General features: G+C 63.6%; 11 protein-coding genes. All 11 read left to right on the forward strand.

Features of this window, described 5'->3' with window-relative positions:
- Nucleotides 1-359: 359 nt before the first annotated feature.
- Entirely contained in the window at nt 360-1,745 is a 1,386-nt protein-coding gene (locus tag EG244_RS14855) for an ethanolamine ammonia-lyase subunit EutB (protein WP_124965836.1), read from the forward strand.
- Complete coding sequence (gene eutC, locus EG244_RS14860) at nt 1,742-2,464, forward strand: ethanolamine ammonia-lyase subunit EutC (RefSeq protein WP_124965838.1); 723 nt, start codon at nt 1,742-1,744, stop codon at nt 2,462-2,464. Before EG244_RS14855 ends, eutC begins: the two co-directional genes overlap by 4 nt.
- A gap of 424 nt (nt 2,465-2,888) precedes the next feature.
- Nucleotides 2,889-4,508 carry an ABC transporter substrate-binding protein gene (locus EG244_RS14865; RefSeq protein ID WP_124965840.1) on the forward strand — a complete coding sequence of 540 codons (1,620 nt, stop codon included), beginning with the start codon at nt 2,889-2,891 and terminating at the stop codon, nt 4,506-4,508.
- Nucleotides 4,509-4,553: 45 nt separating this feature from the next.
- Nucleotides 4,554-5,237, forward strand: a complete 684-nt coding sequence (locus EG244_RS14870; RefSeq protein ID WP_124965842.1) for a cysteine hydrolase family protein — start codon at nt 4,554-4,556, stop codon at nt 5,235-5,237.
- A 3-nt stretch (nt 5,238-5,240) separates the two neighbouring features.
- A complete protein-coding gene (locus tag EG244_RS14875; protein WP_124965844.1) occupies nt 5,241-5,933 on the forward strand; it encodes a cysteine hydrolase family protein in 693 nt (230 codons plus the stop codon).
- Between the two features lie 5 nt (nt 5,934-5,938).
- Nucleotides 5,939-6,952: an ABC transporter permease gene (locus EG244_RS14880; protein WP_124965846.1), complete on the forward strand. Its 1,014-nt coding sequence runs from the start codon at nt 5,939-5,941 to the stop codon at nt 6,950-6,952.
- Nucleotides 6,942-7,820: an ABC transporter permease gene (locus tag EG244_RS14885; RefSeq protein WP_124965848.1), complete on the forward strand. Its 879-nt coding sequence runs from the start codon at nt 6,942-6,944 to the stop codon at nt 7,818-7,820. Before EG244_RS14880 ends, EG244_RS14885 begins: the two co-directional genes overlap by 11 nt.
- Complete coding sequence (locus tag EG244_RS14890) at nt 7,817-8,830, forward strand: ABC transporter ATP-binding protein (protein ID WP_124965850.1); 1,014 nt, start codon at nt 7,817-7,819, stop codon at nt 8,828-8,830. Before EG244_RS14885 ends, EG244_RS14890 begins: the two co-directional genes overlap by 4 nt.
- Complete coding sequence (locus EG244_RS14895) at nt 8,830-9,771, forward strand: ABC transporter ATP-binding protein (RefSeq protein WP_124965852.1); 942 nt, start codon at nt 8,830-8,832, stop codon at nt 9,769-9,771. Before EG244_RS14890 ends, EG244_RS14895 begins: the two co-directional genes overlap by 1 nt.
- A gap of 10 nt (nt 9,772-9,781) precedes the next feature.
- Nucleotides 9,782-11,242, forward strand: coding sequence for an amidase (locus EG244_RS14900; RefSeq protein ID WP_124965854.1), 1,461 nt, complete (start codon nt 9,782-9,784; stop codon nt 11,240-11,242).
- A gap of 14 nt (nt 11,243-11,256) precedes the next feature.
- Complete coding sequence (locus EG244_RS14905) at nt 11,257-11,940, forward strand: GntR family transcriptional regulator (protein WP_124965856.1); 684 nt, start codon at nt 11,257-11,259, stop codon at nt 11,938-11,940.
- Nucleotides 11,941-11,944: the final 4 nt, after the last annotated feature.

The raw sequence follows: 11,944 nt of genomic DNA on the forward strand, positions 1-11,944 counted from the left end.
TCAGCCTGCTGAAAAGGGTTTAAGGCCTTACTCTGATCCGGCAGCGGGACGCGGAGGCGACGTCCCCAGGCCGGATCCCGCCTCTTTGCACCATAGACATGCCCTGATTTCGGGCAGGACTGCCTGTCCCGCAGGCGGCGGGAGCCGCGCCGGAAGAAAGGCAAAAAGCAGTTCGCCTGCAGGGCATTTTTTGCTTTACTGCGCGACAGAGCCCTCCTTAGAGGGCCCATCCCCCGGGCATCCGGCCGGACCGGACGGGCGTCAGTGCCGTCAGGCCCTGGCGGGCGCATCGGGAAGGCATCTCCTGCGGCAGCGACGACACCCTGCGGCAGAGAGACCCCAGTCAGACCAGGAGGCTCATGGCACGCTATCACATTGATCTGGGCGGACATCGCCACGCTTTTCCGGATCTGGCGGATCTCATGGCCAAAGCCACGCCGCGCAGATCCGGCGATGAGCTGGCGGGCGTGGCGGCGCGGGACGCCGAAGAGCGGGTGGCCGCGCAGATCCGGCTGGCCGATCTGCCGCTGAAGACCTTTCTCACCGAAGCGCTGATCCCCTATGAGCGCGATGAGATCACCCGGCTGATCATGGACAGCCATGATACGGCCGCCTTTGCGCCGGTCTCCTCGCTGACGGTGGGGGGGCTGCGCGACTGGCTGCTGTCGGATCTGGCAAGCCCGCAGGCGCTGGCCGCGCTGTCCCCTGGGCTGACGCCGGAAATGGTGGCCGCAACCGCCAAGATCTGCCGCAACCAGGACCTGATCCTGATTGCCGCCAAATGCGAGGTGGTCACCCGCTTTCGCAATACCCTGGGCCTGAGGGGGCGGCTTTCGACCCGGCTGCAGCCCAATCACCCGACCGATGACCCCCGCGGCATCGCGGCCTCGGTGCTTGACGGGCTGATGTATGGCAGCGGTGATGCGGTGATCGGCATCAACCCCGCCACTGACAGCCCCGGGGCCACGGCAAAGCTGCTGCACCTGCTTGATGAAGCGATCTCGCGCCATGAGATCCCCACGCAGAGCTGCGTTCTGGCCCATATCACCACCTCGATAGAGCTGATCTCGCGCAATGTGCCGGTGGATCTGGTCTTTCAGTCGGTGGCCGGGACCGAGGCCGCCAACCGCTCTTTCGGCATCGATCTGGCGCTGCTGCGCGAGGGCCGTGAGGCGGCACTGTCGCTCAACCGCGGCACGCTGGGGCAAAATGTGATGTATCTCGAAACCGGCCAGGGCTCGGCGCTTTCCGCCGGGGCGCATCACGGCTGCGATCAGCAGACGCTGGAGACGCGGGCCTATGCAGTCGCCCGCATGGTTGAGCCGCTTTTGGTTAACACCGTCGTCGGCTTTATCGGACCGGAATATCTATACGATGGCAAACAGATCCTCCGCGCGGGGCTGGAGGATCACTTCTGCGCCAAGCTCTTAGGCCTGCCGATGGGCTGTGATATCTGCCACACCAATCATGCGGAGGCCGATCAGAATGATATGGATGATCTGCTGACGCTGCTTGGCGTGGCGGGGGTCAATTTCATCATGGGAATCCCCGGATCGGATGATGTGATGCTGAACTATCAGACCACCTCGTTTCATGACGCGCTGTATCTGCGCCGGGTCCTGGGTAAAGACCCCGCGCCGGAGTTTCAGGACTGGCTTTTGGCAAAGGGCATCGCAGCAGCGGACGGCCCCGGACGGCTGGCTGACAGCGCGCCACAGCTTCTTTTGCCGGGGCTTGCCCCATGAGCGGGCTGCGCCCCGATCCCTGGCAGGGGCTGCGCCAGCTGACGCCCGCGCGCATTGCGCTCGGCCGCAGCCTGCCCACGGCAGAGCATCTGCGGTTTCAGCTCGATCACGCCCGCGCGCGCCGCGCCGTCCATTATCCGCTACCTGCCGCGCAGATGGAACAGGACCTGGCAGGTTTAGGGCCGCCGGTGCTGCGGCTGCACTCTGCCGCGCCGGACCGGAGTGTTTATCTGCAGCGCCCGGATCTGGGCCGCAGGCTCAGTGAAGCCTCCGCCGCGCGGCTGACGCCGGGGGAGTACGATCTGGCGCTGGTGGTGGCGGACGGGCTCTCTGCTCTCGCCATTGAGGCCAATGCAGCGGCCTTTCTGCAGTCCTTTCTCGGTCATCCCGCCATGGCGGGTCTGCGCATCGCCCCGCTGACGCTGGTGGAACAGGGGCGCGTGGCCATCGGCGATGAGATCGCCCACCGGCTCGGCGCCCGCCAGGTCGCCGTGCTGATCGGCGAACGCCCGGGGCTCTCTTCGCCCGACAGTATGGGGATCTATTTCACCCATGCGCCCCGGCCTGGGCTGACGGATGAGGCGCGCAACTGCCTGTCCAACATCCGCGCCGCAGGTCAGAGCGTGCAGGATGCCGCCGCACGGCTGGCCTGGCTTTCGGTCAATGCGCGGGTGCGGGGTCTCTCCGGGGTCGCGCTGAAGCTGGAGGCTCTGCTCTGAGCGCGCGCACCTGACCGAAGCTGCGCCAGAATAGCCCGCCCTGACACCAAACACCCCCGACCGCTAACGGTCGGGGGTGTTTACGTTTTCTGTCCCGCCAACCGGCAGTCGGATGGCATCGCCGCACAGGGATGCAAAACCGATGCCCCAGGCCCCGGCTGCCCAGGTAAAAACACCGGGCATGCAAAATTGCATACAGCTTCTGCCGGATTTTTGCACAAAGACTGCATGCATTGCAGGAATTTCCATCTTCGCCTTGCAGCCGCGTTTTTTCCTGCGGGCGTCAGCTTGCCCGTTCCGCTGCCCGGGCAGAAAGCTCGGGAAGTAGCCTATCCGCTTATCAGTGACTGCCCCCTCCCCCCGACCGCTCAGGCCTGACGGCTTTTGCGGACCGGTCCAGAATTGCCTGAAGAACGGACCAGATATGACCTTTTCCATGACCCGCCGTGCGCTTTTGCTCGCCCAGCTTGCCCTCGGCCTCAGCGCCTTCGCCTTTCCCGCCCATGCCGATGCCGATGCCCGCAAAGACATTCTGGTCGTTGTCGGCGAACAGGGGCCGAACTCGCTCGACACGCTGACGCCGACCGCCAATGACTACACCCGCTTCGTCGCCTGGCATGCCTATGACCGCCTGGTCTCCTTTGGCACCAAAGTGAATGCCGATGGCGTTAAGACCTACGACAAAGACACCATCACGCCCGAGCTTGCCGAAAGCTGGGACGTGATCGACGGCGGCAAAGCCTATATCTTCCACCTGCGCAAAGACGCGACCTTCCACGATGGCTCGCCGGTGGAGGCAAAGGACGTCAAATGGTCCTTTGACCGCGCCCTGGCCGCAGGCGGCTTTCCGCAGATCCAGATGGATGCAGGCTCGCTTTCGTCCCCCGATCAGTTTGAAGTGATCGACAGCCATACCTTCAAAGTCTCGGTGCCCGATGGCAATAAACTGGCGCTGCCTGATCTCGGCGTGCCGATCCCGATCGTCCTCAACGCGGACCTCGCGCTGTCACATGCGACGGCTGAGGACCCCTGGGCCAATGCCTGGCTGGCCAATAACACCGCCGGCGGCGGCGCTTATAAGGTGATCAAATTCACCCCCGGCAGCGAGCTGATCTTTGAGCGTTTTGACGACTGGAAGAACGGCCCCGTCCCGGCGATGAAGCGGGTGATCTACCGCCAGATCTCCTCGGCGGGCACCCGCCGCGCGCTGCTGGAAAAAGGCGATGCGGATGTCTCGCTGGGCCTGCCGCCGAAGGATTTTGCCGAAATCGCGCAGGACGACCGCCTCAAAGTGATTGGCGTGCCGAAACAATCCTCGCTGGTCGGCCTTGAGCTGAACCTGAAAGATGAGCACTTCTCGAACCCGAAGGTGCGCGAGGCCGTGGCTTACGCGATCCCCTATCAGGACATCATCGACAAAGCCTGGCATGGCCGCGCCAAAGGCATGTTCGGCGCCGATCCGGCGGCAGGCTATGAGGCTTCCTGGCCGGTGAAATCGCCCTATTACACCGATCTCGACAAAGCCAAAGCGCTGCTGACCGAAGCGGGCTACCCGGAAGGCTTCACAACCAACCTTTTTTTCGATCTGAGCAACTCGACCATCTATGAGCCGGCGCTGCTGCTGATCCAGGAAAACCTGGCCAAAATCGGTATCACCTCAGAGGTGGAGAAAGTCCCGGGCGCGAACTGGATCGCGCGTCTGCTGGACAAGAAGATGCCCGCTGTCTTTACCGGCTTCTTCGCCTGGCTCGATTATGCCGATTACCACTTTTACTGGACTTATCACGGCGGCAACAATTCGGTCTTCAACACCTCCGGCTATCAATCGGCTGAGTTTGACGCGCTGATCGATCAAGCCCGGTTTGAAACCGATACCGCCGCCTATGAGGCGCAGCTGAAAGAGGCCATCGCGCTGGCGATGAAAGATCTGCCGAAGATCCCGATCGCCCAGGATTTCCACGATGTGGCCTTCCAGAAGAACATCGACGGCTATGAGTATTGGTTCAATTCACATCTGAACCTGCGCACGCTCGTGAAAAACTGACGCCTGCCGCATCCCCCCCTTGAGACGACCCTGAGGAGCATCGCCATGCAGCGATATGTCGACGGCCTTTATCCCTGGCCCTTTGACGGCAACCTGAAGCCCGAAAACACCGCGATCCTGGTGATCGACATGCAGATTGATTTCTGCGCCGAAGGGGGATGGGTGCATTCATGCGGTGTGGATCTGGCCAATACCCGCCGCCCCATCGCGCCTTTGCAAAAACTGCTGCCCGCCTTGCGGGCGGCAGGCTACACGGTGATCTATACCCGTGAAGGTCATAAACCCGATCTTTCCGACCTGCCCGCCAACAAGCGCTGGCGCTCGCGGCAGCTGACCGGCAGGGGTCTGGGAGATATGGGGCCTTTGGGCCGTTTTCTGGTCCGGGGCGAGCCGAACTGGGACATCATTCCTGAGCTTGCGCCGGAACCGGGCGATCTGATGATCGACAAGCCCGGCAAGGGCTCTTTCATGGCCACCGATCTTGATGAGGTGCTGCAGCGGCGCGGCATCCGCAACCTGATGCTCTGCGGCGTGACCACCGACTGCTGCGTGCAGTCCACCCTGCGCGATGCCAATGACCGCGGCTATGAATGCGTGATGCTCGAAGACTGCTGCGGCTGCGCCGATCATCAAAACCACCTCGATCAGGTTGAGATGATGCGGATCATGGGCGGGCATTACGGCTCGGTCTGCGCCTCGACCGATGTTCTCAAAACGCTGGAGGCCTGAGCCATGACCGCAACCGCTTTCCCTCAGGTCGCCTCTCAGCCCTATGCCTGGCCCTTTGACGGCGGCTTCAGCCCCGCAGAGACCGCGCTGATCCTTATCGATATGCAGATCGATTTCGTCGGGGCTGAGGGCTGGTGCGCGCAGTCGGGCGGGGATGTAAGCCGCATGGCCGCCGCCGTCGCCCCCACCAGAGCGGTGCTGGAGAAGATGCGTGAAAAAGGCTTCACCATCATTCACACCCGCGAAGGTCACCGCGAAGATCTGGCCGATCTCAACCCCAACAAGCGCTGGCGCTCGGCACGGCTTGGCGCGGAAATCGGCGCAAGCGGCCCGCATGGCCGGATGCTGACCCGCGGCGCGCCGGGCTGGGATATTGTGCCCGAGCTTTACCCCGCCGCCGGTGAGCCCATCATCGACAAGCCCGGCAAAGGTGCTTTCTGGGCCACCGATCTTGAACATATCCTGCGCGTGCGCGGCATCCGCAATCTGATCTTTACCGGCGTCACCACGGATTGCTGCGTGCATACCACCATGCGCGATGCCAATGACCGTGGCTTTGAATGCATGCTGCTGGAAGACTGCTGCAATGCCACGCTGCAGAAAAACCACGAGACCATTTTGCGCATCACCAAAATGGGCCACGGCATTTTCGGCACGGTGGCCAGGTCTGACGATCTTCTGGCAGCACTGGCATAACGGTCATGACAGGCTTCATCCTGAAACGTCTGGCCAGTGCGGTCCCCTCGCTTTTCGGGGTGATGGTGCTGACCTTTGTGGTCTCCCGGGCGATGCCGGGGGATCCGGCGGCCTTTTTCGCCGGACCCGCCGCCACGCCTGAATCCATCGCCCGGGTGCGCGCGCAGCTGGGCTTTGATCAGCCCATCGTGTGGCAGTTCCTCGATTATATCACCGACCTTCTGCACGGCGATCTGGGCCTGAGCTTTGCCTCGGGCCAGCCGGTGCTGGACGATCTGATGCGCCGCCTGCCCGCCTCGATGGAGCTGACGCTGCTGGCGCTGGTCATCGCGCTGGCGGTGGCGCTGCCGATGGGCATTCTGGCCGCCGTAAAGCCCGGAACCTGGATCGACCATATCTGCCGCGGCTCGACCACCCTGGCGGCGGCGCTGCCGTCGTTTTTCATCGGGCTTTTGCTGATCTATGTCTTTTACTTCCGTCTCGGCTGGGCGCCTTCGCCCATCGGGCGGCTGGAGATCTGGTATTCTTCGCCTGCGGAAGTGACCGGATTTTACACCATCGACGCCCTTCTGGAGGGCAATTTTGAGACCTTCCGCGCGGCCGCCGCGCAGCTGGTGCTTCCGGCGCTGTCGCTGTCGCTCTTTGCGCTGGCCCCGCTGGCGCGGATGACCCGGGCCTCGATGCTCGGGGTGCTGAATGCGGAATTCATCACCACCGCCACCGCCCTTGGTCTTTCGCGCCGCACGATCCTGATCAATTACGCGCTGCGCAACGCCATGATGCCCATGATCAATATCATCGGCATGGTCTTTTCCTTCCTGCTCGGCGCCAATGTGCTGATTGAGCAGGTCTATGGCTGGCCAGGCATCGGCTCTTATGCAGTCGAGGCGGTCTTGATCTCAGATTATGCCGCGATCCAGGGCTTCGTGGTGATAATGGCGGTGATCTATATCCTGCTCAATCTCATCATCGACATTACCAATACCATCATCGATCCGAGGGTGAGCCATGACGCGTGATCTCTCTCAGAAGCGGCCCTCGGGGCTGCGGCGGGTGGCCGGGAACCTGGCCTTCATTCTGAAGCAAAGCCCGCTCACCCTCTTTGCTGCGCTGATCTTTGCCGGCCTCGTCTTTGTGGCGATCTTTGGCCCCTGGGTGGTGCCCTATGGCCCGCTCGAAAGCTCAGCCAATACGCTGCAGCCGCCAGGCCTGCAGCATCTCTTTGGCACCGATCATCTGGGCCGCGATATCTTCTCGCGCACCCTGGTGGCGGCGCGGATTGACCTCGGCATCGCGGTGGCGGCTGTCGCGATGTCCTTTGCAGGCGGTCTGATCCTGGGCGCCATCGCAGGCTATTGGGGCGGCTGGACCGACCGCATTCTGGGGCGGCTGTCAGATACCATCATGGCCTTCCCGCTGTTCGTGCTGGCCATGGGGGTGGTGGCCGCCCTTGGCAATTCGATCTGGAACATCATCCTGGCGACGGCCATCATCAACCTGCCCTTCTACATGCGCTTTGCGCGCTCTGAGGTGAACGCGCGGCTGGGTGCCGGCTATGTGGAGGCCGCGCGGCTGACCGGCAACAGCCGGATGCAGGTCCTGTGCCTGCATATCATCCCCAATATCCTGCCGCCGATGATGGTGCAGATCTCGCTGAACCTTGGCTGGGCCATTCTGAACGCGGCGGGTCTGTCGTTCATTGGTCTCGGCGTGCGGCCACCGACCCCGGAGTGGGGGATCATGGTCTCGGAAGGGGCGCAGTACATCATCTCGGGCGAATGGTGGCTTTTCTTCTTCCCCGGACTCGCACTGGTGCTGGCGGTCTTTTCCTTCAACCTGCTGGGCGATGGTCTGCGCGACCTGCTCGATCCGAAAGGGCGTGAATGATGCCGAGGGCTGCCGATGTTCCGATCATTGAGGTCGAGGATCTGAATGTGCGCTTCCGCACCCGCGAGGGGCTGCTGCATGTTCTTGAAAACGTAAGCTTCTCACTGCGCCGGGGCGAGACCATGGGCATGGTCGGGGAAAGCGGCTCAGGCAAATCGGTTTCCGCCTATGCGCTGACGCGGCTTTTGCCGAAAACCGCCGATGTTCAGGCCGGAACGATGCGCGTGGCGGGGCTCGATTATCTGAGCGCGCCGAAGGCGGATATTGAGGCGCTGCGCGGCAAGACCATCTCGATGATCTTTCAAAACGCCCGCGCCGCGCTGAACCCGATCCGCCGGATCGGCGATCAGATCGCCGATGTGCTGCACCGCCACTCGGGCCTGACACGCAAAGACGCCCGTGAAGCGGCCGTGCAGGCCCTGGCAGAGGTGAAAATCCCTGACCCTGCGGCGCGCTACAAATCCTATCCCTTCCAGCTGTCCGGCGGCATGTGCCAGCGGGTGATGATCGCCCTTGCCCTCGCCGCCCGGCCCGAGATCCTGATCGCGGATGAGCCGACCACCGGGCTTGATGTGACCACCCAGGCCGCCATCATGGATCTGATCCGCGAGAAAGCGGCCTCTGAGCGGATGACCACCCTTCTCATCACCCATGATCTCGCGCTTGCGGCCGATTACTGCGACCGCTTTGTGGTGATGCATGCAGGCCATGTCGTGGAAAGCGGCGCGACCGGGCCGATCTTTGCGAGGCCCGCGCATCCCTATACCCGGCGTCTGCTGAAGGCGACGCCGGACGGAACCTCGGCGCTTTCTGATCTGGAGCCGATCCCCGGCAATCTGCCGGATCTGCGCAAAGCGACCACGCTTTGCCGGTTCGCCGCGCGCTGCCCGCATTACGCAGCAGATATTTGCGATGTGCCGCAGAAACTGCGCCCCGCCGCAGGGGCTGTCTGGCCCGCGCATCACGTGGCCTGCGCCCGGGCCGCAGACCTGAATGCAGAGGCTGCCTGATGTCTGATCTTCTGGAACTCACCCGCCTGAAACAGCTCTATCCGGTCAAGGGCGGCCATCTTCATGCGGTGGACGATGTCTCTTTCTCCATCGGCAAAGGCGAGAGCCTGGGGCTGGTGGGCGAAAGCGGCTGCGGTAAATCCACTCTGGTACGGCTGATTTCCCGCCTCGTTGACCCGACAGAGGGGGCGATCCTCCTGAACGGGCGCGATATCGCAGGCTGCCCGGCGAAAACCTTTGGTCGTGATGCCGACCGCCGTCGGATCCAGGTGGTCTTTCAGGACCCGACCGACAGCCTGAACCCGCAGTGGCGGGTGGGGAAATCCATCGCCGATCCGCTGCGCCGTCTGACCAAAGGCATGTCTGAGGCGGAGATCACCAAAGCGGTGGCGCTGGCCGCAGAGCGCTCGGGCCTGCCGGTGGCGCTGCTGGACCGCTTTCCGCACCAGCTGTCCGGCGGGCAGAAAGCCCGTGTGGGGATCGCCCGCGCCATCGTGCTGGAGCCGGAGCTGCTGATCCTTGATGAGCCGACCTCGGCGCTCGATGTGTCGGTGCAGGTGCTGATCCTGAAGCTGCTCGATGATCTGCGCAGCCGCCTCGGCATGAGCTATCTCTTCGTCAGCCATGATCTGAATGTGGTGCGGATGATCTGCGACCGCGTGGCGGTGATGTATCTCGGCAAGCTGGTCGAAATCGCGCCGACGGAGGCGCTGTTTGAAAACCCGCGCCACCCCTATACCCGCGCGCTTCTCTCCGCCATTCCGGGCCGCAGCGAGGGGCGCATCACCCTGCAGGGCGATGCCCGCAGCCCGATCAATCCCAATCCTCATGTCTGCCGCTTTTATGGCCGCTGCCCGGTGGGGCAGGACCGCTGTGCGCAGTCCGCTCCGCTTTTGACATTCGCGGCGCCGGATCACGGCGCGGCCTGCCATTTTGCCTGAGGACTGCGTCATGACGCTGAATCACAAAGACTATTCCAAACTCTCCGCGGCTGAGATCGTTGCTCAGGTGAAGGCGGGCGATATCTCCGCCCGTGACGTAACAGAAGCAGCCCTCGCGCGCATGGCCCTTGCCGAGCCGCATATCCACGCCTATTGCCACCCGGCCCCCGATCTCGCCCGCGCCATGGCCGATGCGGTGGATGCAAAGATCGCCGCCGGAGAAGATCCCGGCCCCCTCGCCGGTGTGCCGGTGGGGATCAAGGATCTGGTCGCCACCAAAGATCTGCCGACCGTGATGGGCTCGAAATACTACCTCGGCTTCATGCCGGAGGATGACGACATCTCGGTCGCGCGTCTGCGCAAAGCCGGGGCGGTGATCCTTGGCAAAACCAATGTGCCGGAGTTTGGCTATTCCGGCGTCGGCCACAACCCGGTCTTTGAGACCGCCCGCAACCCCTGGAACCTGGCCATGACGCCAGGCGGCTCGTCCGCAGGGTCGGCCGCCTCGGTCGTGGCGGGGGTCTCGCCCTTTGCGATTGCCTCAGACGGCGGCGGCTCGATCCGTATTCCGGCCTCGCTCTCGGGTCTGGTGGGCTTCAAAGCCTCGATGGGGCGGGTGCCGCTTTGGCCGGGCTGTCGCGATCCGCGGTTTCCGGGGCTGTCAGGCTGGGAGTCGCTGGAGCATATCGGCCCGGTTGCCCGCACGGTGAAAGATGCCGCCCTGATGCTTTCGGTCATCTCCGGGCCGGATATGCGCGACCGTCACACCATTCCGCAGGATTTCGACTGGATGGAGGCCTATGAAGAGCCGCTGCCGCGCGGCCTGAAGATCGCCTTCTCAGAGGATTTCGGCTTTCTGGCCGTCGATCCGGAAGTGCGCCGCCTGGTGCGTGAGGCGGCCTTTGCCTATGCCGAAGCGATCGGGGCAACGCTCACCGAAGTGGATCCCGGCCACCGCAACCCGCGCGACGCCTTTACCGCGCTGATCATGGCCGAAAGCGATCTGAAGGGCATGCGCGCCATGCTGTCCGGGCATCCGGAGTATATGTCGCCCCATCTTGCGGCGATGATCTCACGCGACTGGACGGCGGAAGATTTCACCAATGCCAATATGGTCCGCAAGGAAGTGGTTGAAGCGCATTGGAAACTGATGTCGCAATATGATCTGCTGATCTCGCCGACCCTCGCCGTGCCGGCCTTTCCGGTGCATATGCAGGGGCCCGAGAAGATCGACGGGCAGATGGTCTCAGGCTTCACCTGGTCGGGCTTTTGCCAGCCGTTCAACTTCACCGGACAACCGGCGGTCTCGCTGCCGGCGGGTCTGACGAAAGAGGCGCTGCCCGTGGGTCTGCAGATCGTGGGTCCGCATCTGGGGGATGCGCTGGTGCTGCGCGCGGCGCGTGCCTTTGAAGAGGCGCGCCCCTGGGCGCATCTGAGCGCACCGCTGGTCGATATGCTCGACCTGGCCTGAGGGGATACGCGCAAATGGTCAAAGCAGATCCCGCAAGCAAGGCCCGTGAGCCGATGGCCAGCCGCATCGTGCGGGAGCTGACGGAGGCCATTCTGACCGGTCGCCTCGGCTCGGGCGCGCGGCTCGAAGAGACGCTGATCGCTGAGCATTTCGGCGCGTCCCGCACGCCGGTGCGCGAAGCCCTGCGCGAATTATCCGCGCTTGGGCTGGTTGAGATGGCCCCGCATCGCGGGGCCTCGGTGGCGCGGATCGATGACGAAGTGCTGCTCGACCGGTTTGAGGCCATGGCGGAGCTGGAGGCCGTCGCCGGGCGGCTGGCCGCTTTGCGCATCACGCCGGAGGCGGCGCAGGGGCTGATTGCAGAGGTGGAGGCAGCGGCCTCCCTCGTCGAGGCGGATGATCGTGAGGGCTTTCGCGCCCATAACCGCGCCTTTCACAACGCCATCTATGAGGCCACCGGTAACCAAACACTGATCCGGGCCATCCGCCAGGTTCGCATGTCGGTGGCGGTGTTTCGCGCGCGTCAGTTCGATCTCGCCCGCCGCCTCGAAAGCTCTCATGCCGAGCACCGCGAGATCGCCGCTGCCATCGCCGCAGGCGACGCCGTGAAAGCGGCGGATCTTTTGCGCCACCATCTGCTGATCGTGCGCAAAGCGGCGGCGCAACATTTGAGACAGACCCGGATCGCCCCCCTGTGATCCG

Source organism: Falsigemmobacter faecalis (assembly GCF_003863335.1).
In the GTDB taxonomy this organism is placed as follows: domain Bacteria; phylum Pseudomonadota; class Alphaproteobacteria; order Rhodobacterales; family Rhodobacteraceae; genus Wagnerdoeblera; species Wagnerdoeblera faecalis.

Excerpts from the sequence above, each read along its gene's own strand:
- EG244_RS14855 (WP_124965836.1), top strand. The coding sequence starts at position 360 with ATGGCACGCTATCACATTGATCTGGGCGGACATCGCCACGCTTTTCCG.
- eutC (WP_124965838.1), top strand. The coding sequence starts at position 1,742 with ATGAGCGGGCTGCGCCCCGATCCCTGGCAGGGGCTGCGCCAGCTGACG.
- EG244_RS14865 (WP_124965840.1), top strand. The coding sequence starts at position 2,889 with ATGACCTTTTCCATGACCCGCCGTGCGCTTTTGCTCGCCCAGCTTGCC.
- EG244_RS14870 (WP_124965842.1), top strand. The coding sequence starts at position 4,554 with ATGCAGCGATATGTCGACGGCCTTTATCCCTGGCCCTTTGACGGCAAC.
- EG244_RS14875 (WP_124965844.1), top strand. The coding sequence starts at position 5,241 with ATGACCGCAACCGCTTTCCCTCAGGTCGCCTCTCAGCCCTATGCCTGG.
- EG244_RS14880 (WP_124965846.1), top strand. The coding sequence starts at position 5,939 with ATGACAGGCTTCATCCTGAAACGTCTGGCCAGTGCGGTCCCCTCGCTT.
- EG244_RS14885 (WP_124965848.1), top strand. The coding sequence starts at position 6,942 with ATGACGCGTGATCTCTCTCAGAAGCGGCCCTCGGGGCTGCGGCGGGTG.
- EG244_RS14890 (WP_124965850.1), top strand. The coding sequence starts at position 7,817 with ATGATGCCGAGGGCTGCCGATGTTCCGATCATTGAGGTCGAGGATCTG.
- EG244_RS14895 (WP_124965852.1), top strand. The coding sequence starts at position 8,830 with ATGTCTGATCTTCTGGAACTCACCCGCCTGAAACAGCTCTATCCGGTC.
- EG244_RS14900 (WP_124965854.1), top strand. The coding sequence starts at position 9,782 with ATGACGCTGAATCACAAAGACTATTCCAAACTCTCCGCGGCTGAGATC.
- EG244_RS14905 (WP_124965856.1), top strand. The coding sequence starts at position 11,257 with ATGGTCAAAGCAGATCCCGCAAGCAAGGCCCGTGAGCCGATGGCCAGC.